Source organism: Stenotrophomonas sepilia (assembly GCF_003244875.1).
Lineage (GTDB): Bacteria > Pseudomonadota > Gammaproteobacteria > Xanthomonadales > Xanthomonadaceae > Stenotrophomonas > Stenotrophomonas sepilia.
This window is the reverse complement of sequence record NZ_LXXZ01000048.1, coordinates 22,246-42,139: the sequence shown is the minus strand read 5'-3', so window position 1 is coordinate 42,139 and position 19,894 is coordinate 22,246. Positions and strand designations below refer to the sequence as shown.

15 protein-coding genes are annotated in these 19,894 nt (G+C 67.5%); 11 read left to right on the top strand and 4 right to left on the bottom strand.

The features are described 5' to 3' along the window. The first annotated feature begins 9 nt into the window (after positions 1-9). The 7 genes from acnD (at position 10) to pbpC (ending at position 13,563) form a co-directional block, all read left to right on the top strand. Positions 10-2,628, top strand: coding sequence for a Fe/S-dependent 2-methylisocitrate dehydratase AcnD (acnD, locus tag A7X97_RS08920; protein ID WP_088496814.1), 2,619 nt, complete (start codon positions 10-12; stop codon positions 2,626-2,628). Positions 2,629-2,728: 100 nt separating this feature from the next. Then, positions 2,729-2,986: a type II toxin-antitoxin system ParD family antitoxin gene (locus A7X97_RS08915; protein ID WP_019338677.1), complete on the top strand. Its 258-nt coding sequence runs from the start codon at positions 2,729-2,731 to the stop codon at positions 2,984-2,986. Next, the gene (locus A7X97_RS08910) at positions 2,973-3,299 is read left to right on the top strand and encodes a type II toxin-antitoxin system RelE/ParE family toxin (RefSeq protein WP_072168582.1); all 327 of its coding nucleotides are present in this window, start codon (positions 2,973-2,975) and stop codon (positions 3,297-3,299) included. Before A7X97_RS08915 ends, A7X97_RS08910 begins: the two co-directional genes overlap by 14 nt. A gap of 23 nt (positions 3,300-3,322) precedes the next feature. Further along, on the top strand, positions 3,323-4,501 hold the full coding sequence (gene prpF / locus A7X97_RS08905) for a 2-methylaconitate cis-trans isomerase PrpF (protein ID WP_088496825.1): 1,179 nt from the start codon (positions 3,323-3,325) through the stop codon (positions 4,499-4,501). Between the two features lie 102 nt (positions 4,502-4,603). Further along, entirely contained in the window at positions 4,604-6,064 is a 1,461-nt protein-coding gene (locus A7X97_RS08900; RefSeq protein WP_088496815.1) for a bifunctional 2-methylcitrate dehydratase/aconitate hydratase, read from the top strand. A gap of 160 nt (positions 6,065-6,224) precedes the next feature. After that, on the top strand, positions 6,225-11,132 hold the full coding sequence (locus tag A7X97_RS08895) for an alpha-2-macroglobulin family protein (protein WP_111007832.1): 4,908 nt from the start codon (positions 6,225-6,227) through the stop codon (positions 11,130-11,132). A 49-nt stretch (positions 11,133-11,181) separates the two neighbouring features. Then, positions 11,182-13,563: a penicillin-binding protein 1C gene (pbpC, locus tag A7X97_RS08890; protein WP_072168585.1), complete on the top strand. Its 2,382-nt coding sequence runs from the start codon at positions 11,182-11,184 to the stop codon at positions 13,561-13,563. A gap of 120 nt (positions 13,564-13,683) precedes the next feature. Here pbpC and A7X97_RS08885 read toward each other — a convergent pair whose 3' ends face one another. Both A7X97_RS08885 and A7X97_RS08880 read right to left on the bottom strand, forming a co-directional pair. Next, entirely contained in the window at positions 13,684-14,259 is a 576-nt protein-coding gene (locus A7X97_RS08885; protein ID WP_072168586.1) for a ferritin-like domain-containing protein, read from the bottom strand. Positions 14,260-14,288: 29 nt separating this feature from the next. Further along, complete coding sequence (locus tag A7X97_RS08880) at positions 14,289-14,771, bottom strand: peroxiredoxin (RefSeq protein WP_072168587.1); 483 nt, start codon at positions 14,769-14,771, stop codon at positions 14,289-14,291. Between the two features lie 262 nt (positions 14,772-15,033). Between A7X97_RS08880 and A7X97_RS08875 the strand changes: the two genes are divergently transcribed. Further along, positions 15,034-15,921, top strand: coding sequence for a DnaJ C-terminal domain-containing protein (locus A7X97_RS08875; RefSeq protein ID WP_061478849.1), 888 nt, complete (start codon positions 15,034-15,036; stop codon positions 15,919-15,921). Between the two features lie 80 nt (positions 15,922-16,001). Here A7X97_RS08875 and pilH read toward each other — a convergent pair whose 3' ends face one another. Both pilH and A7X97_RS08865 read right to left on the bottom strand, forming a co-directional pair. Beyond that, positions 16,002-16,373: a twitching motility response regulator PilH gene (gene pilH, locus A7X97_RS08870; RefSeq protein WP_005410644.1), complete on the bottom strand. Its 372-nt coding sequence runs from the start codon at positions 16,371-16,373 to the stop codon at positions 16,002-16,004. 88 nt (positions 16,374-16,461) lie between these two features. Next, on the bottom strand, positions 16,462-17,457 hold the full coding sequence (locus A7X97_RS08865) for a YhdH/YhfP family quinone oxidoreductase (RefSeq protein ID WP_088496826.1): 996 nt from the start codon (positions 17,455-17,457) through the stop codon (positions 16,462-16,464). A gap of 153 nt (positions 17,458-17,610) precedes the next feature. On the opposite strand from A7X97_RS08865, the gene hflK reads away from it, so the two are divergent. From hflK to A7X97_RS08850, 3 genes are all read left to right on the top strand, one after another. Continuing rightward, on the top strand, positions 17,611-18,744 hold the full coding sequence (gene hflK / locus A7X97_RS08860; protein ID WP_005418335.1) for an FtsH protease activity modulator HflK: 1,134 nt from the start codon (positions 17,611-17,613) through the stop codon (positions 18,742-18,744). After that, the gene (hflC, locus tag A7X97_RS08855; protein ID WP_019660037.1) at positions 18,741-19,604 is read left to right on the top strand and encodes a protease modulator HflC; all 864 of its coding nucleotides are present in this window, start codon (positions 18,741-18,743) and stop codon (positions 19,602-19,604) included. Before hflK ends, hflC begins: the two co-directional genes overlap by 4 nt. A 67-nt stretch (positions 19,605-19,671) precedes the next feature. After that, entirely contained in the window at positions 19,672-19,857 is a 186-nt protein-coding gene (locus tag A7X97_RS08850) for a DUF2065 domain-containing protein (protein ID WP_005410640.1), read from the top strand. Positions 19,858-19,894: the final 37 nt, after the last annotated feature.

Genomic DNA, 19,894 nt, shown 5'->3' with positions numbered 1-19,894 from the left:
CGCCAGCCCATGAATACCGATTACCGCAAGAACCTCCCCGGCAGCGCGCTGGACTATTTCGACGCGCGCGCCGCCGTCGATGCAATCCAGCCCGGCGCCTACGCCACTCTGCCGTACACCTCGCGCGTGCTGGCCGAGAACCTGGTGCGCCGCTGCGATCCGGCCACGCTTGGCGACTCGCTGAAGCAGCTGATCGAGCGCCGCCGCGACCTCGATTTCCCATGGTTCCCCGCGCGTGTGGTCTGCCACGACATCCTCGGCCAGACCGCACTGGTTGACCTGGCCGGCCTGCGCGATGCGATCGCCGACAAGGGCGGTGACCCGGCCAAGGTCAATCCGGTGGTGCCGGTGCAGCTGATCGTCGACCACTCGCTGGCGGTGGAGTGCGGTGGTTTCGACCCGCAGGCGTTCGAGAAAAACCGCGCGATCGAGGATCGCCGCAACGAAGACCGTTTCCACTTCATCGACTGGACCAAGCAGGCGTTCCAGAACGTGGACGTGATTCCGCCGGGCAACGGCATCATGCACCAGATCAACCTGGAGAAGATGTCGCCGGTGGTCTACGTGCAGGACGGCGTGGCCTTCCCGGATACCTGCGTGGGCACCGACAGCCACACCCCGCACGTGGATGCGCTGGGCGTGATCGCGATCGGTGTGGGCGGCCTGGAAGCCGAGAACGTGATGCTCGGTCGTGCCTCGTGGATGCGGCTGCCGGACATCATCGGCGTCGAGCTGACCGGCAGGCCGCAGCCGGGCATCACCGCCACCGACGTGGTGCTGGCGCTGACCGAATTCCTGCGCAAGGAGCGCGTGGTCGGCGCGTACCTTGAATTCTTCGGCGAGGGGGCGGCGGCACTGACCATCGGTGACCGCGCCACCATCTCCAACATGTGCCCCGAATACGGCGCGACCGCCGCGATGTTCTACATCGACGGGCAGACCATCGATTACCTGCGCCTGACCGGCCGCGAGGAATCGCAGGTGGCGCTGGTGGAGAACTACGCCCGCACCACTGGCCTGTGGGCTGACGACCTGGCCACCGCGCAGTACGAGCGCGTGCTGCGCTTCGACCTGTCCAGCGTGGTGCGCAACATGGCCGGCCCGTCCAACCCGCACAAGCGCGTGGCCACTTCCGAGCTGGCCGAGCGCGGCATCGCCGACGAGGCCAAGCTGGCAGCGGGCAAGGCCGAGCAGGCGCAGGGCCTGATGCCGGATGGCGCGGTGATCATCGCCGCCATCACCAGCTGCACCAACACCTCCAACCCGCGCAACGTGATCGCTGCCGGCCTGCTGGCACGCAAGGCCAACGAGCGCGGCCTGCTGCGCAAGCCGTGGGTGAAGTCCTCGCTGGCGCCCGGCTCGAAGGCGGTGCAGCTGTACCTGGAAGAGGCCGGCCTGCTGCCGGACCTGGAGAAGCTGGGCTTCGGCATCGTCGCCTTCGCCTGCACCACCTGCAACGGCATGAGCGGCGCGCTCGATCCGGCCATCCAGCAGGAGATCATCGACCGGGACCTGTACGCCACGGCCGTGCTGTCGGGCAACCGCAACTTCGATGGCCGCATCCACCCGTATGCGAAGCAGGCGTTCCTGGCGTCGCCGCCGCTGGTGATCGCCTATGCCATCGCCGGCACCGTGCGCTTTGACATCGAGAAGGACGTGCTGGGCGTGGACGCCGACGGCAACGAGGTGCGCCTGAAGGACATCTGGCCGAGCGACGCCGAGATCGACGCCGTGGTCAAGGCATCGGTGAAGCCGGAGCAGTTCCGCCGCGTCTACAACCCGATGTTCAATGTGCGCGTGGAGCACGGCGCCGCGGTCAGCCCCCTGTACGACTGGCGCCCGCAGAGCACCTACATCCGCCGTCCGCCGTACTGGGAGGGCGCACTGGCCGGTGAGCGCACGCTGTCGGGCATGCGCGCGCTGGCGGTGCTGCCGGACAACATCACCACCGACCACCTGTCGCCGTCCAACGCGATCCTGGCCTCCAGTGCCGCCGGTGAATACCTGGCGAAAATGGGCCTGCCCGAAGAGGACTTCAATTCCTACGCGACCCACCGCGGCGACCACCTGACCGCGCAGCGCGCCACCTTCGCCAACCCGAAGCTGTTCAACGAGATGGTGCGCAACGACGACGGCAGCGTGAAGCAGGGTTCGCTGGCGCGCGTGGAGCCGGAAGGCAAGGTGATGCGCATGTGGGAAGCCATCGAGACTTACATGGAGCGCAAGCAGCCACTGATCATCATTGCCGGTGCCGACTACGGCCAGGGCAGCTCGCGTGACTGGGCCGCCAAGGGCGTGCGCCTGGCTGGTGTGGAGGCGATCGTGGCCGAGGGCTTCGAACGGATTCACCGTACCAACCTGATCGGCATGGGCGTGCTGCCGCTGGAGTTCAAGCCGGGCACCACCCGCCTGACCCTGGGCATTGATGGCACCGAAACCTTCGATGTGGTCGGCGAGCGCACCCCGCGCGCCGAGCTGACCCTGGTCATCCACCGCCGCGACGGCCAGGACGTGATCGTGCCGGTCACCTGCCGCCTGGACAGCGACGAGGAAGTGGCGATCTACGAAGCCGGTGGCGTGTTGCAGCGCTTCGCCCAGGACTTCCTGGAAGGCGCCAAGGTGGCGTGATACCGGCCTGAATGCCTGCCCCCGGAGGCCGGGGGCGGGCTTGTCCGACACCTGGGCAGGGCGCACACTGACTTGGCAAAAACTGCCATTGGAGAGTCTCATGGCCACCATGAACATTTCGCTGACCGACCCGCTCAAGCAGTTCGTGGACGAGGAAGTGCGTGAAGGCGGCTATTCCAGTACGTCGGACTACGTGCGTGACCTGATCCGCCAGCGCCAGCGCAGCAAGGCCGAAGAACTGCTCAAGCAGCTGATTGCCGAGGGTCTGGCTTCTGGGCCTGGCGTCCCGGTGACGGCCGACACATTCGAGCGCATGCGTCGTGAACTGACCGAAAGGATGGAGCGTGAGGGCGATTGAATGGCGACCCAGGGCCGAAGCCGACGCAGCCGATGCCGCACTGTGGTTCGCACGGCAGGGTGGGCTGATACTGGGTCGGCGCTTTCTCGCCGAGTTGGAGGCCACGCTTCAACGCATCGCGGTATTTCCAGGCTCGGGTTCCACCCGGCACGCCGACCTCGCAGCACAGCTACCGGTGCCGTTGCGGTTCATGCTGGTTCCGGGCTTCGAACGCTACCTCGTCTATTACCTCGATCTACCGGACCGCGTGGACATCATGCGCGTGTGGTGCGTTGATCGTGGTCTTGACGCACTGATGCAAGACATTTCCTGAAATTCAAACGCGTGGATTCGACCATGACCTTCCTCCCGCAACTCCGTATTCCCGCCACCTACATGCGCGGTGGCACCAGCAAGGGCGTGTTCTTCCGCCTGCAGGACCTGCCCGACGCCGCGCAAGTGCCGGGCGCCGCACGCGACGCGCTTTTGATGCGCGTGATCGGCTCGCCCGATCCGTATGGCAAGCAGACCGACGGCATGGGCGGTGCAACGTCCAGCACCAGCAAGTGCGTGATCATCTCCGCCGCCTCGGTGCCGGACCACGATGTGGACTACCTGTACGGCCAGGTCTCGATCGACACCGCCTTCGTCGACTGGAGCGGCAACTGCGGCAACCTCAGCACCGCGGTGGGTCCGTTTGCGATCGCCAATGGATTGATCGATCCGGCCCGCGTGCCGCGCGATGGCCTGTGCACCGTGCGCATCTGGCAGGCCAACATCGGCAAGACCATCATCGCCCATGTGCCGATGCGCGATGGCGAAGTGCAGGAGATCGGCGATTTCGAGCTGGACGGCGTGACCTTCCCGGCGGCCGAGATCCAACTGGAATTCATCGATCCGTCCGATGACGGCGATGCGGGCGCGATGTTCCCGACCGGCAACCTGGTCGACACCCTGGACGTGCCGGGCGTGGGCAGTTTCGAGGTGACCATGATCACCGCCGGCATTCCGACCATCTTCCTCAATGCGGCCGACCTGGGCTACACCGGCACCGAACTGCAGCCTGCGATCAACGAGGACAAGGGGGCGCTGGAGCGCTTCGAGAAGATCCGCGCCTACGGCGCCTTGCGCATGGGGCTGATCAAGAACCTGGAAGATGCGGCGACCCGCCAGCACACGCCGAAGGTGGCCTTCGTGGCACCGGCGCAGGACTACGTGTCGTCCAGTGGCAAGGCCATTCCGGCCTCGGCGATCGACCTGCATGCGCGTGCGTTGTCGATGGGAAAGCTGCACCACGCGATGATGGGTACCGCTGCCGTGGCGATCGGCACCGCGGCAGCGATTCCGGGCACGCTGGTCAATCGCGCTGCTGGAGGCGGCGAACGCGAAGCGGTGACCTTCGGCCATCCCTCCGGCACGTTGCGCGTGGGTGCGCAGGCCGGTCTCGTTGACGGACAGTGGACGGTTACCAAGGCCATCATGAGCCGCAGCGCCCGTGTGCTGATGGAAGGCAAGGTGCGGGTGCCGGCCGAATAGTGCTCTGGTAGATGCCAACCTTGGTTGGCATGCAAGCGCCAACCAAGGTTGGCGACTACCGGGACACGCGGCCTGACCTGCTTTCCGGCGAGGAGATCGACGATGTCCGACAGCCACACCCCATCCAACGAGCCTGCAGCGTGGGATGCGCTGCTGGTGGGCATCGTCGACTACGTGCGCGACGCGCGCATCGACTCACCGCTGGCGTTCCAGACCGCGCACCACTGCCTGCTCGACACGCTGGGCTGCGGCCTGGAAGCGCTGTCCTTCCCGGCCTGCAGCAAGCTGCTTGGTCCCCTGGTGCCGGGCATCAGCGTGGTCAACGGCGCCCGCGTTCCGGGTACGCATTACGTCCTGGACCCGGTGCAGGCCGCCTTCAACATCGGCGCGATGGTGCGCTGGCTGGATTTCAACGATACCTGGCTGGCGGCCGAATGGGGGCACCCTTCGGACAACCTGGGTGGCATCCTTGCCGTCTGCGATTGGCTGGGGCGCAACGCGCAGGCTCTGCGACGCCCACCGCCGACCGTGCGCGACGTGCTGCTGGCGATGATCAAGGCGCACGAGATCCAGGGCGTGCTGGCGCTGGAGAATTCCTTCAACCGGGTCGGGCTGGACCACGTGTTGCTGGTCAAAGTGGCCACCACCGCCGTGGTTGCGCAGCTGCTCGGCCTGGATCGCGAGCGCATGCTCAATGCGTTGTCGCTGGCCTGGGTCGATGGCCAGTCCCTGCGCACCTACCGGCACGCACCCAACACCGGCTCGCGCAAGAGCTGGGCCGCCGGCGACGCGACCAGCCGTGGCGTGCGCCTGGCGCTGATGGCGGCCAGTGGCGAGATGGGCTACCCCAGCGTGCTCAGCGCGCCGACCTGGGGCTTTGAAGCGGTGTCGATGCATGGCAAGGCACTGACGCTGGGGCGACCGCTGGGCAGCTACGTGATGGAGAACGTGCTGTTCAAGATCAGCTACCCGGCCGAGTTCCATGGCCAGACCGCGGTGGAGGCGGCCATCACGCTGCACCAGCAGTTGCGCGCGATGGGGCGGCGGGTCGAGGACATCGCGCATATCGCGATCCGGACCCAGGAAGCCTGCATCCGCATCATCGACAAGCAGGGCCCGCTGCATAACCCGGCCGACCGCGACCACTGCGTGCAGTACATGGTCGCCATCGCGCTGCTGCACGGGCGGCTGGTGGCCGAGGATTACGAGGACGACGTTGCAGCTGATCCGCGCATCGATGCCCTGCGGGCGAAGATGGCCTGCCATGAGGATCCGCAACTCAGCGCCGACTACCTGGACCCGGACAAGCGCAGCATCGCCAATGGCCTGGGCGTGCGCTTCAGCGACGGTACTGAGCTGCCCGAGGTACTGGTGGAGTACCCGCTCGGCCATGCCCGGCGCCGGGCGGAAGGCATTCCGCTGCTGATGGACAAGTTCCGCCGGCACCTGGCCCACCGCTTCCCGACCGTCCAGCAGCAGCGCATCCTGGCGGCCTCGCTGGACCCGGTGGCGCTGGCGGCAATGCCGGTGACCGACTATGTGGACCTGTACCTGCCGGGGTAGGGCCGCTCTGGTAGAGGCCAACCTTGGTTGGCAAGTGGGGGGGCGCCAACCAAGGTTGGCGGCTACCGGGTCCCGGGCGGGACCGGGTTTCCGACCGCCGGGGCGCCAACGCCTTGACGCGGCCTGCCTATAATGACCACCTCGATCAAGGAGTGACGACATGAGCGGTCCGGCACGGCGGAAGCGGTGGGGATGGGCGGCGGCGGTACTGGCAGGAGGCCTGTTGCTGGGCCTGGCCGGCTGCCGCAACGACAGCGGGCAGTTGCCCAAGGCCAGTGGCGAGGCGATCACCACCAAGGCCGAGCAGGTGAAGGAATTCACCCTGCTGCGCGCCTACCCGGACCAGAAGAATGACGGCCTGTCGCTGGCGCTGGAGTTCTCGCGCCCGCTGGTCGGCACCCAGGATTTCGACACGCTGGTGCGCTTCGAGGAGAAGGTCGGCACCGAGGACAGCAGCTGGACGCTGTCCGATGACGGCCTGACCCTGCGCTACCCGTTCGTCGAGGCCGGCAAGGAGTTCAGCCTGGTGGTCTCGCCGGACCTGCTGGCCGCCGATGGCAGCCGCCTGGGCAAGGAACTGAAGCAGAAGGTGTTCAGCGGCGAGCTGAAGCCGGTGGTTGGCTTCGCCTCGCAGGGCAGCGTGCTGCCTGCCAAGGACAGCCGTGGCCTGCCGGTGGTCTCGGTGAACGTGCCGGAAGTCGACGTCGAATTCCTGCGCGTGCGCGAGAAGGATCTTCCGACCTTCTTCAGCCAGTACCAGCGCGGCGGCCGCCGTGGCAGCTGGGAGCTGAGCAGCGACTACGAGCGCAGCCCGATCAACAAGCTGGCCGAGCCGGTGTACGTCAACCGTTTCATCCTGGGGGGCAAGAAGAACGAGCGGGTGCTGACCTACCTGCCGACCCAGGACATCAAGGAACTGCAGGAGCCGGGCCTGTACTTCGCCCTGCTCAAGCGCACCGGTGACTACGAGGGCGAGTTCGACACCGCGTTCTTCTCGGTCAGCGACATCGGCCTGCATACCCGCGCCTACAAGGACAAGCTGTTCGTCCATACCGCCGGCCTCAAGGACGGCGCGCCGCTGAAGGGCATCGACCTGCGCGTGCTCGACGCCAAGGGTGAGGTGGTGCTGAAGGGCAGCACCGACGGCAACGGCAATGCGCTGCTGAACTACACCCTGGATGCCACCCACGTGCTGGTCGCCAGCAGTGGCAAGGACACCAGCTTCCTGCCGTTCAACCAGCCGGCGCTGGACCTGAGCGAGTTCGCTGTGGTCGGCCGCGACAACGCGTGGTTCGACGTCTACGCCTGGTCCGGCCGCGACCTGTACCGCCCGGGCGAGACCGTGCGCCTGTCCGCGCTGCTGCGCGACAACGACGGCAAGCCGGTCAAGGCACAACCGGTGTTCCTGCGCCTGAAGCAGCCCGACGGCAAGACCTTCCGCGAGACCCGCCTGCAGCCGGGCGACCAGGGCTACATCAATTTCGAGCAGGTGATCCCCGCCGAGGCGCCGACCGGCCGCTGGCAGGTCGAGTTCCGCACCGACCCGGCCAGCAAGGAAGCGATCCAGGGCATGACCCTGCGCATCGAGGAGTTCCTGCCCGAACGCATGAAGCTGGACCTGGACAGCGCGCAGAAGACGCTGAAGCCGGGTGAGGACCTGCGCCTGCAGGCCAATGGTGCCTACCTGTATGGCGCACCGGCCGATGGCAACCGCTTCACCGCACGCATGGCGGTTGCCGCCGAACAGAAGCCCGTGGAAGGCCTGCCGGGCTATTTCTTCGGTGACCCGACCCTGCAGCTGCCGCGCGAGGCCAAGGACGTGATCGATACCACGCTGCCGGCCAATGGCCAGATGCGTGAGGATGTGGCGCTGCCGGAAGAGGCGGCCAAGGCCAAGGCGCCGATCGCCGTGGTGCTGTCCGGCAGCCTGTATGAAACCGGTGGCCGCACGGTCACCCGCACCCTGAAGCGGGTGATGTGGCCGGCCAACGCGCTGGTCGGCGTGCGCCCGCTGTTCAACCAGGACGATGGTGCCGATGCCAACGGCAACGCACGCTTCGAGCTGATGCGCGTGGATGCCGCTGGTACGCCACAGCCGGCCAAGGGCCTGAAGATCACCCTGGTGCGCGAGCTGCGCGACTATCACTGGACCTTCAACGACAACCGCTGGGATTACGATTTCACCCGCCGTTTCGAGAACAAGGAAACCCGCACCGTCGATGCCGGCAACAGCGCGGTCGCCTTTGATTTCCCGGTGGAGTGGGGCGAGTACCGGGTGGACGTGTTCGATCCGTCCACCGGCCTGACCAGCCGCTACCCGTTCCGTGCCGGCTGGAGCTGGGGCGATGACAACCGTGGCCTGGATGCACGCCCGGACAAGGTCAAGCTGGGGCTGGACAAGACCGGCTACAAGGCCGGTGACACCCTGGAAGTGACGGTGACCCCGCCGCACGCCGGCAAGGGCATCCTGATGGTCGAGACCGACCGCATGCTGTATGTGCAGGACATCGAGGCCAAGCCGGGTTCGACCTTCAAGATCCCGGTCACCGCCGACTGGGAACGCCACGACGTCTATATCACTGCGCTGGTGTTCCGTGGCGGCAGTGCGCCGAGCAAGATCACCCCGGCCCGTGCCGTGGGCGTGGTGCATGTGCCGATGGACCGCAAGGGCCGCACCGTGGCCGTCGGCCTGGTCGCGCCCAAGCAGATGCGGCCCGAGCAGGACCTGCCGGTAACCGTCAGTGCGCCGCAGCTGGCCGGCAAGACCGCGCACGTCACCGTTTCGGCGGTGGACGTGGGCATCCTCAACATCACCCGTTTCCCGGTGCCCGACGCCGGTGCACACTTCTTCGCCCAGCGTCGCCTCGGTATCGATGCCTACGACATCTACAGCCGGGTGATCGAGAGCTTCGATGGCGGCAGCGGCAAGCTGAAGTTCGGCGGCGACATGGCGCTGCAGGCATTGCCGCAGGCCAAGCGCCCGACCGCGCGCGTGCAGACCGTGGACCTGTTCTCCGGCCCGGTGCAGCTCGATGCCAAGGGCAATGCCCGCATCCGCCTGAAGGTGCCGGACTTCAACGGCACCCTGCGCGTGTCGGCGCTGGTCTACAGCGATGACCAGTACGGCAAGCGTGACGTGGAAACCATTGTGCGCGCCCCGATCCTGGCCGAAGCCAGCATGCCGCGCGTGCTGGCCCCGGGCGACCGCAGCACGGTGACTCTGGACGTGCAGAACTTCACCGGCAAGCCGGGGCAGTTCAACGTGAAGGTGGAGAGCGAAGGCCCGCTGAACCTGGGTGAGGGCAGCCGCAGCGTGCAGTTGAATGCCGATGCCAAGACCACGCTGAGCTTCCCGTTGTCGGCTCGCGAGGGCCACAGCGTGGCCAAGGTGCGGGTGCGGGTGGACGGCAACGGCTTCAAGGCTGATCGCCGCTACGACCTGCCGGTGCGTGCGGCGTGGCCGCAGGTGCTGCGTTCGCAGGTGCGCACGCTCGATCCGCTGGCCGCAGTCAGCCTCGACAACAGCCTGACCGATGGCCTGATGTCCGAGTCGGTCAATGCCCGCCTGCTGGTCAGCCCGCTGCCGCCGATCCCGTTCGCCAGTGCACTGCAGGGCGCGCTGAACTATCCATATGGCTGCGCCGAGCAGACCACCAGCAAGGGTTACGCCGCGCTGATCCTGGACCAGGCCACCTCGTCGATGCTCGGCGCCGATGGCCTGGATGCCAAGACCCGTCGCGAGCGCATGGAAGGTGCGTTCGGTCGCCTGGCGTCGATGCAGGTGGCCAATGGCAACTTCTCGATGTGGGGTGACGATGGCTACGTGAACCCATGGCTGACCCCGTACATCACCGAGTTCCTGCTTGATGCCAAGGACGCCGGTTTTGCAGTGCCCGACAACGTGCTGCAGAAGGCGCTCAACCGGCTCAGCGAGGATCTGCTGTCCGGCGGCAATCAGTTCTATGGCCAGGAGGATCGCGAGAAGCTGAAGTTCGCCAACCAGGCGTATTCGGGCTACGTGCTGGCTCGGGTCAATCGTGCACCGCTGGGTACCCTGCGCACGCTGTACGACAACGAACGCAGCAAGGCGGTCGGTGGCCTGTCGCTGGTCCACCTGGGCGTGGCGCTGTCGCTGCAGGGTGATGCCAAGCGTGGCCAGGCCGCGCTGGCGGCGGCCTTCGCCAAGTCCAGCAGCGAGCGCCCGTCGTACTTCGGCGACTACGGCAGCGCGATCCGCGATGATGCACTGATGATCGCGCTGACCCACGAGAACAAGCTGGCCAAGCCCGCCTGGGATGCGCGTGCGGTGGATCTTGGCCGTGGCCTGGATGCGCGCCGCAATGCCGGCTGGATGTGGCTGAGCACGCAGGAGCAGGTGGCGATTGCCCGCCTCGGCAAGGCGCTCGCCGCCAACCAGAAGGCACTGGTAGCGGGTGAGCTGGTGATCGGTGGCAGCACCGAAGCGATTGGCGAGCGCAAGCTGTTCGGACGCAACTTCAGCGCCAGCGAGCTGGCCAGTGGCGTGCGCTTCACCCCGCAGGGGCAACCGCCGATGTTCGCCAGCATCGACGTGGCCGGTATCCCGCGCAGTGCACCCGCACCAGACAACAGCGTAGTGGGTATTGAACGCAGCTACTTCGGTACCGATGGCAAGCCTTGGTCGCCGCGCCCGCTGAAGGAAGGCGAAGCGCTGATCGTGCGCGTCACCGTCACCGCCGACACCACGATGCCCGATGCACTGCTGACCGACCTGCTGCCGGCGGGTCTGGAGATCGAGAACTTCAACCTGGGCGATGCCAAGCAGTGGGCCGACGTGGTGGTCGATGGCATCACCATCAGCGACCGGGGTGAGGCCGCCGATACCAAGCACGAGGAGTTCCGCGACGACCGCTACGTGGCTGCGCTGAAGCTCTCGCGTGGCAGCAAGGCCAACGTGTTCTACCTGGTGCGCGCGGTGACCCCGGGTACCTACTCGGTGCCGCCGCCGCTGGTGGAGGACATGTACCGGCCGCAGCTGCGCGGTGTCGGCCGCAGCAACCCGACCACGATCACGGTGGTACAGCCGTGACCGCGCGGACGGGCCGCGACGGCGCGGCCCGTCCTGCTGGCAACCCGCAATGAAGAACACGATGACGACCCGGCTGGCGACCCTGCGCCGCCGGTGGCGGCCGCTGTGGCCGTGGCTGCGCTGGGGCATGGCCGCTGCGCTGGCGCTGCTGCTGGTGCTGGATTTCGCCTTCCCGCCGCCGCTGCCGAAGCAGCGTGATACCAGCACCCTGGTGGTGGCTGCCGACGGCACGCCATTGCGGGCGTTTGCCGATGCCGAGGGCGTGTGGCGGTATCCGGCCTCGGTCGACAGCGTCTCGCCGCTGTACCTGCAAGCGTTGCTGACCTACGAAGACCGCTGGTTCTGGCGCCATCCGGGCATCAACCCGCTGGCGATCCTGCGGGCCAGCGGCCAGCTGCTGCGCGGCGGCCGCATCGTGTCCGGTGGCTCGACCCTGACCATGCAGGTCGCGCGCATTCTCGATCCGCACTCACGCACCCCGTGGGGCAAGCTGAAGCAGATGCTGCGTGCAGTGCAGCTTGAGGTGCACCTGAGCAAGCAGCAGATCCTGGCCCTGTACCTGGAGCGTGCACCCTACGGCGGCACCATCGAAGGCGTGGAAGCGGCCAGCTGGGCCTATCTGGGCAAGCCGGCGGCGCAGCTGTCGCATGCCGAGGCTGCGCTGCTGGCGGTGCTGCCACAGGCGCCCAGCCGGCTGCGCCCGGACCGCCATCCGGAAGCTGCGCAGAAAGCGCGCGACAAGGTGCTGTCACGCATGGCCGAGCTGGGCGCGTGGACACCGGAAGAAGTGGAGGATGCGCGCATCGAGAACGTGGTGGCGCGTTCGCTGCGCCCTCCCTTGCACGCCGCGCTGCTGGCGCAGCGCCTGCACTCGGCGCATCCGGGCCAGGCACGCATCCAGAGCAGCATCGACATCGGCCTGCAGCGCACGCTGGAAGAGCGCGTGGCCAGCTATTTCTCGACGCTGCCCGAGCGTACCTCGGCGGCCCTGCTGGTGGTCGACAACCGGACCCTGCAGGCACGCGCTTATGTCGGCACATTGTCCTTCGGTGACCGCCAGCGGCTGGGTCACGTGGACATGGTGCAGGCCTGGCGTTCGCCAGGCTCCACGCTCAAGCCGTTCCTGTACGCGATGGCGCTGGACGATGGCCTGATCCATTCGGAAAGCCTGCTGGTCGATGCACCGCAGAGTTTCGGCAGCTACCGCCCCGGCAACTTCGACATGGCCTTCAATGGGCCCATCGGTGCCTCTGCCGCATTGCGGCTGTCGCTCAACGTACCGTCGGTGGACCTGCTGCAGCGGGTCGGCGCCGCGCGCTTCGCTGCCCGGCTGTCGCACGCGGGCATCCAGCTGCGCTTCCCGCCGGGCAGTACGCCCAACCTGTCGCTGATCCTGGGCGGCACCGGCGCGCGCCTGGAAGACCTGGTCGGCGCCTTCGCCGCGCTCAACCGGAGCGGTATCGCCGGCCGCGTGCGTTACACCGACGACGAGCCGATGATCGAGCGGCGCCTGGCCTCGCCGGGCGCCAGCTGGATCGTGCGCGAGATGCTCGAATCAAACCCGCGCCCGGGATACAGCGCCGGGACGTTCGATGTCGGTGGCCGCCCGCGCGTGGCGTGGAAGACCGGCACCAGTTACGGGTACCGCGATGCGTGGGCGATCGGCAGTACCCGCCACTACACGGTGGGCGTGTGGGTGGGCCGGCCGGACGGTACTCCGTTGCCGGGCCAGTACGGCGCGGTCACCGCGCTGCCGCTGATGTTCGAAGTGGTGGACAGCCTGCCGCGCCAGCGTGGTGATTCGGCGGCCGCGCCGATGCCGGCCAGTGTCAGCCAGGAAGACATCTGCTGGCCCACTGGCGAACGTGCCGAGGGGCTGCCGGCGGCACTGTGCCAGCGCAGGATGCCAGCCTACCTGCTCGATGGCGCCGCACCGCCGACCTTCCCGGAGCGCGAGGCGCGGCGCTGGCAGCCGGGGCGGCAGCGCTACCTTGCCGACGCGCGCACCGGCTTGCGTGTATCCGCCGATTGCCGCTTGCCGCACGAAGAAGTCGCGCGTGAGATCGCGCGCTGGCCGGCGCTGTTGTCGCCGTGGCTGCCCAAGGCCACACGCGACGCCTCGCAGCTGCCGGCGCTGTCGCCGGACTGCCGTGATGATGGCCGGGAGGCCAGCGTCGCGCTGCACATCGATGGCCTCAATGATGGCGCCGCACTGGCGCGTGCGCCCAACGCCGAACATGGCGTACGCCTGCAGCTGCGCGCGCTGGGCAGCGAGCAGGCGGTGGACTGGTTGCTGGATGGACGCTGGATCGCGCAGACCCGCGGCGCACAGTTGATGCAGCGTGAGTTCGCCGATCCCGGGGCGCATACCCTGACCGCCTTGGCCGCGGACGGCGCGTGGACGCAGGTACGGTTCACTGTCCTCCGGTAGGTGCCGGGCCATGCGCGGCGGGATGGCATTGCTCCGCTTTGGTGGGTGCCAACCTTGGTTGGCACGCGAACGGCAAAGCGCCCACCAAGGTGGGCATCTACCAGAGCATCCGCAGCGCAATCATTCCCCGATCCACCCATCCAGCAGATCGGCGAACTCGTCGGCGTGTTCCTCTTCCTGCGCCAGGATCTCTTCGAGGATGCGCTTGGTGGTGGTATCGCGGTCGCCGATGAAGTTGATCATCTCGCGGTAGCTGTCGATGGCGATGCGTTCGGCCACCAGGTTCTCGCGGACCATGTCGCGCAGGTCGCTGCCTTCCTTGTATTCGGCATGCGAGCGCGCGGTCAGCGTATCCGGGTTGAAGTCGGGCTCGCCGCCGAGCTGCACGATGCGCTCGGCCAGCTTGCCGGCATGCGCCTGTTCCTGCTGTGCATGTTCAAGGAATTCGGCTTTCACCGCGTCGGCCAGCATGCCCTTGGCCATGAAGTAGTGCCGGTAGTAGCGCAACACGCACACGTACTCGGTGGCCAGTGCGTCGTTGAGCAGCTTGATCACCACCTTGCGGTCGGCGCTGTAGCTGTCGGTGATCGCACCATCCTCGATGTTGCGCCGGGCGCGCTCGCGCAGGGCCGTGCGCTCGCTGATGCCGGGAATCTGCGCGGCGGGCCTGGGGGCTTTGGCTGGCTTGCTGGACATGGCTGGCCGTTTCCTCTTGCGGTGGGAGATCAGGTGGGCAGGTGCTCCAGCACGTAGTCGGCCGAAGACACTTCGAATTGACCGGGCTGTTCAACCCAGGCGGCGCGGACCACGCCGTCGACCACGTACAGGGCGAAACGGCGCGAGCGGATGCCCATGCCCGAGGCACTGGCGTCGAGCTCCAGGCCGAGCGCGCGGGTCAGTTCGGCATTGCCGTCGGACAGCATCAGCAGGCCGTCGGGCACGTGCTGATCGGTGGCCCAGGCCTTCATCACGAACGGGTCGTTGACGGCCATGCAGTAGACATCGATGCCGCGCTGGCGGAAGGCCTCGAATTTCTCGACGTAGCCGGGCAGGTGGCGGGCCGAGCACGTCGGCGTGAACGCGCCGGGCACGGCGAACAGCACCACCTTGCGCGCGTCGAACAGCGAATGCGTATCGAGCGTTTCAATGCCCTCGCGGATGCGCTTGAGGGTCACTTCCGGAATGCGGTCGCCGACATGGATGGTCATGGGGGAACTCCTTGCTGGGGCAGCGTAGTGGGCCGGATGGGACAGGGACGTCAAGACATTGGAAAACCGGCGTGCAGGCCCCATCTTCAGGCTTTGCGGAGCGGGCTTCCAGCCATAGCCTGGGGCAGGGCGATGGCAACCGCATTGCGCAGGATCAGTCGGCCTCACCGGCGCCGCACGAGGGGCGGCGTAGCATCGCCGGCGCGTAGAATGAACCCGGGGCGGCGCCACCGGCGCGGCCGAAGCAGATCGAGGTAGCTGGATGGAATTCAAGGATTACTACGCCACCCTGGGGGTGGAACCGAGCGCGGGCGAGGCGGAGATCAAGACCGCCTACCGGCGGCTGGCACGCAAGTACCACCCGGACGTCAGCAAGGAAGCCGGGGCGGAGGACAAGTTCAAGGCGGTCAACGAGGCCTACGAGGCGCTGCGCGATCCGGAAAAGCGTGCAGCCTACGACCAGCTGCGCGCGCAGGGCTATCGCCCGGGCGAGGAGTTCAACGTGCCGCCGAACTACGGCGGCGCCGGTGGTTTCAACTTCGAGGAAGTGTTCGGGGGTGGTGGCGCCAACGGCGGCTTCAGCGACTTCTTCGAAAGCCTGTTCGCGCGCCAGCGCGGCGGTGCCGGTCCTGGCCCGGGGTTCAGCAGCCAGGGCCATGCCCCCAACCGCGACACCCGTGCCAAGCTGTCGGTCCCGCTGGAAGCGGCCTACAGCGGCGACAGCCTGCGCATCACCGTCAACGGCAAGCAGCTGGACGTGCGCGTGCCCAAGGGCATCCGTCCGGGGCAGGTGATCCGCCTGGCGGGGCAGGGCAACCATGGTGGCAACCTGCTGCTGGAAGTGGAGTACGCCGCACACCCGCAGTTCGAGGTCGATGGCCGCAACATCCTCTACACCTTGCCGGTCACGCCGTGGCAGGCCGCGCTGGGTACCAGCATCAGCGTGCCGACCCTGGGCGGCGCGGTGGAACTGAAGATCCCGGCCGACTCCGATGCCGGGCGCAAGCTGCGCCTGCGCGGGCGGGGCCTGCCGGGCAACCCGGAGGGCGACCAGATCGTCGAGATCGAGATCGTGGCCCCGGCCGCGACCGACGAGGCGCAGAAGAAGGCCTACCGGAACCTGGCCAAGGCGTTTGGCGAGACGATCTGAGCACGCCTTCCGGTAGTGCCGGCCGCTGGCCGGCAATGAGCTGTGATTGCCGGCCAGCGGCCGGCACTACCGCGCGCGTCTCAACCCTGCCCGGCGAACACGCGCTCCAGCACTTCGGACAGCTCGTCTTCCGAGAACGGCTTGGTGATGTAGGCCTTGGCGCCCTGGCGCATGCCCCACATGCGGTCGGTGTCCTGGTCCTTGGTGGTCACCAGGATCACCGGGATATGCCGGGTCGCCTCGTCGCGGGCGAGGGTGCGGGTGGCCTGGAAGCCGTTGAGATTGGGCATCACCACGTCCATCAGGACCAGGTCGGGCAGCTCGGCCTTGGCGGTTTCGACCCCGGCCGCGCCATCGGTGGCGGTCAGGATCTGGTGCCCGAGCTTCTCGACGATGCGCTGTATCCCCAACAGCTGCGACGGTGAGTCGTCGACGATCAGAATGCGTGCCATGTTGTTCCCCATGTAATGCCCGCAGTGTAGTGCGGGCTCATTACCGGCGGGAGGGGCGCATCTGCCGTCTGTCGCCTGCCTGCGACGTTCAGTCGATCCGCACCACGGTGCGGCCCAGCGATCCGCCCGCCAGCATCCGCTCGAACACGGCCGGCAGGCCATCAAGGCCGACCTCGGCGGTACAGATGCGGTCCAGGTGCTGCGGTTTCCATTCGTTGCCCAGCCGCGCCCAGACGTCCTCGCGCAGCCCGCGTGGCGCATTGGCCGACGACACGCCCAGCAGCGACACACCACGCAGGATGAACGGCATCACCGTCATCTCCAGGGTCGGGCTGGCCGCCAGGCCGGCACTGACCACGCTGCCGTAGGGCGCGGTCTGCGCCAGCAGGCTGGCGAGCATGGCGCCGCCGGCATTGTCCAGGCCCCCACCGAAACGCGCCGATTGCAGTGGGCCGGTGTCGGCCAGGGCCTCACGCGGCAGCACCTCGGTGGCGCCGATGGCGTGCAGGAAACCGGTCTGGTCGGGTTTGCCGCTGATCGCATGCACCGTGTAGCCGGCGCGGCTGAAGATCGACAGTGCCAGCGCGCCGACGCCGCCACTGGCGCCGGTGACCGCCAGCGGTCCAAGTTCCGGGCTCTGCCGGTTGTCCTGCATGCGCAGCAGCGCCAACGCCGCGGTGAAGCCGGCGGTGCCCAGCACCATCGCCTCGCGTGGGCTCAGCCCGGCCGGTTGGGCGATCACCGCACGCGATTCCAGCCGCACATACTGGCTGTAGCCGCCGTCGCGGGTCTCGCTGAGGCCGCAGCCGGTGGCCAGCACCGCGTCGCCTTCACGCCATTCCGGATCGGTGCTGGCGACCACGGTGCCGGCTACGTCCATGCCCCCCACCAGCGGGAAGCGGCGCAGGATCTTTCCCTTGCCGGTGCCGGCCAGAGCGTCCTTGTAGTTGACCGAGGACCAGCTGGCGCGGATCAGAACCTGGCCGGGGCTGAGGTCTTCGACCTTGAGCTGGGCCAGGCCGCTGCGGTAACCGGCGTCGTCGTTTTCGATGCGGAAGGCGGTGAACGGGGTGGTGGGGGCCATCGGCATTGCCTGACTTCGAGGAAAACGCCACCTTACCCCGTTGCCCCCCTTTCGATCCTGCCAATCCGCCCCATCTTGTATGATCAGTAATGGTTTCACGGCTGGCGCCGCGGGAAGGGCCCGCGCCGCAGCCCACATCTTGATGGAGCGTGCATGGCCTGGAATACACCCGGCGGCAACAAGGGCGGACAAGGCCCCGAGGACAATCGACGCGGGCCGTTCGGGTCGCGCGGCGGTGGCAATGGTGGTGGCTGGGGCGGATTGCCCGGGCCGCTGAAGGACCTGTTCGACGGCGGCATCGTGCGTTGGGTGGTGGCGGCCGTGGTGCTGCTGGTGCTGTTCTCCAGCTTCCAGCTGATCGGTGAACAGCAGCGTGGCGTGGTCCTGCGCTTCGGCCAGTTCTCGCGCATCCTGCAGCCCGGCCCGAACTTCAAGTTGCCGTGGCCGATCGAATCGGTCACCAAGGTCAACGCCACCGAGATCAAGACGTTCTCGATCCAGGTGCCGGTGCTGACCCGGGACGAGAACATCGTCAACGTCTCGCTGAACGTCCAGTACCGCATCGACGACCCGCAGCAGTACCTGTTCGGCACCGTCGATGCCAACCAGGTGTTGGAGCAGTCGGCGCAGAGCGCGGTGCGCGAGGAAGTCGGCCGTGCCGACCTCAACGCGGTACTGAACAACCGTGGCCCGCTGGCCGTGGCTGCCGAGGAGCGCCTGCAGGCACTGCTGAAGGCGTTCAAGACCGGCCTGACCGTGACCGGCCTGACCCTGCAGGACGCCCGTCCGCCGGAAGAAGTGAAGCCGGCCTTCGACGAAGTCAACGGTGCCCAGCAGGTCAAGGAACGCCTGATCAACGAGGCCCAGGCCTACGCTGCCAAGGTCGTGCCGGAAGCCCGGGGCCAGGCCTCGCGCGCCCGTACCACCGCCGAAGGCTACAAGCAGGCCGTGGTGTCCAAGGCCGAGGGTGACGCGCAGCGCTTCAGCCTGTTGCAGGCCCAGTACAAGGACGCCCCGGAAGTGACCCGCAAGCGCCTGTGGCTGGAAACCGTGCAGCAGGTGCTGAGCGAGAACCGCAAGGTGATCGGCGGCGATGGCCGCCAGCTGATCTACGTGCCGATGACCGGCGATACCCGTCCCACCACCTCGGCCCCGGCCGCAGTGGCGAACCCGGACGTGGTGATGCCGTCGCTGCCGGGTGCAGCGGTGGAAGCTTCCCGTGATCCGGGCCGGCCGGTGGGCCGCCCGACCGGGCGACCGAGCGGCCGTGAGGAGGGCAGCCGATGAAGAGTCCTATCTGGATCGCCGTGATCGTGGCGGTGGTGCTGGGCCTGCTCGGCTCGGTGTACGTGGTTCGTGAGGACCAGACCGCCATGGTGCTGAACCTGGGCAAGGTGGTGCGTTCGGACATCAAGCCGGGCCTGCACTTCAAGGTGCCGGTGGTGGAAACGGTGAAGGTCTTCGACCGCCGCTTCCAGGTGCTCGACACTGCGCCTGCGCGCTACTTCACCGCCGAGCAGAAGGATGTCAGCGTCGACTTCTTCGCCATCGGCTACATCTCCAACGTAGGTGACTACTTCCGTGCCACCGGCGGCGACCCGCGTGTGGCCAACGCCCGCCTGGCGCCGATCATCACCGACTCGCTGCGCAACCAGATCAACTCGCGCACCCTGCAGCAGCTGGTGTCCGGCGACCGCAGCGAGCTGATCGCCGAGCAGCTGAAGGGGATCAACGAGGCGGTGGCCGGCCTCGGCATGCAGATGATCGACCTGCGCATCAAGCAGGTGGACCTGCCGACTGACAGCCAGGTGATCAACGACGTGTACGAGCGCATGCGCGCCCAGCGCAAGCAGGAAGCGGCCAAGCTGCGTGCGGAGGGCGAGGAGCAGTCGCTGACCATCCGTGCCCAGGCCGACCGCGACAGCACCGTGCTGATCGCCGAGGCCGAGCGCGATGCACAGCGCCTGCGCGGTGAAGGCGATGCCGAGGCGGCCCGCATCTACGGCAAGGCTGGCTCGGCTGATCCGTCGTTCTATGCGTTCTACCGCAGCCTGGAGGCTTACCGTGGCTCCATGACCGACGGCAATGGCGTGATTGTGCTCGACAAGAACGACCCGTTCCTGCAGTACCTGAAGAACGACCGCTGAGGTCGCAGGGCACTACCCCACGGGGCCCGGCCAGACGCCGGGCCCCGTGCTTTTTCCGGAGTTCCCCATGAAAGATCTGTTCGCCGCCGTCTGCCTGGTCGCGGTGCTGGAAGGCCTCTTCCTGTTCGTGGCGCCGTTCGCCTGGAAGCGCATGGCCGAGCGCCTGCTGGACCTGCCCAGCCCGGCCCTGCGCAGCTTCGGCGGGCTGGTGCTGCTGGCCGGCCTGAGCCTGCTGTGGTGGGCACGGCACTGACCCCGCCCTGTAGCGTCCGAGACCATGCTCGGGCGGC

Excerpts from the sequence above, each read along its gene's own strand:
- A7X97_RS08850 (WP_005410640.1), top strand. The coding sequence starts at position 19,672 with ATGAAAGATCTGTTCGCCGCCGTCTGCCTGGTCGCGGTGCTGGAAGGC.
- A7X97_RS08885 (WP_072168586.1), bottom strand. The coding sequence starts at position 14,259 with ATGTCCAGCAAGCCAGCCAAAGCCCCCAGGCCCGCCGCGCAGATTCCC.
- A7X97_RS08875 (WP_061478849.1), top strand. The coding sequence starts at position 15,034 with ATGGAATTCAAGGATTACTACGCCACCCTGGGGGTGGAACCGAGCGCG.
- acnD (WP_088496814.1), top strand. The coding sequence starts at position 10 with ATGAATACCGATTACCGCAAGAACCTCCCCGGCAGCGCGCTGGACTAT.
- A7X97_RS08915 (WP_019338677.1), top strand. The coding sequence starts at position 2,729 with ATGGCCACCATGAACATTTCGCTGACCGACCCGCTCAAGCAGTTCGTG.
- prpF (WP_088496825.1), top strand. The coding sequence starts at position 3,323 with ATGACCTTCCTCCCGCAACTCCGTATTCCCGCCACCTACATGCGCGGT.
- A7X97_RS08895 (WP_111007832.1), top strand. The coding sequence starts at position 6,225 with ATGAGCGGTCCGGCACGGCGGAAGCGGTGGGGATGGGCGGCGGCGGTA.
- pilH (WP_005410644.1), bottom strand. The coding sequence starts at position 16,373 with ATGGCACGCATTCTGATCGTCGACGACTCACCGTCGCAGCTGTTGGGG.
- pbpC (WP_072168585.1), top strand. The coding sequence starts at position 11,182 with ATGAAGAACACGATGACGACCCGGCTGGCGACCCTGCGCCGCCGGTGG.
- A7X97_RS08880 (WP_072168587.1), bottom strand. The coding sequence starts at position 14,771 with ATGACCATCCATGTCGGCGACCGCATTCCGGAAGTGACCCTCAAGCGC.
- hflC (WP_019660037.1), top strand. The coding sequence starts at position 18,741 with ATGAAGAGTCCTATCTGGATCGCCGTGATCGTGGCGGTGGTGCTGGGC.
- A7X97_RS08865 (WP_088496826.1), bottom strand. The coding sequence starts at position 17,457 with ATGGCCCCCACCACCCCGTTCACCGCCTTCCGCATCGAAAACGACGAC.
- A7X97_RS08900 (WP_088496815.1), top strand. The coding sequence starts at position 4,604 with ATGTCCGACAGCCACACCCCATCCAACGAGCCTGCAGCGTGGGATGCG.
- hflK (WP_005418335.1), top strand. The coding sequence starts at position 17,611 with ATGGCCTGGAATACACCCGGCGGCAACAAGGGCGGACAAGGCCCCGAG.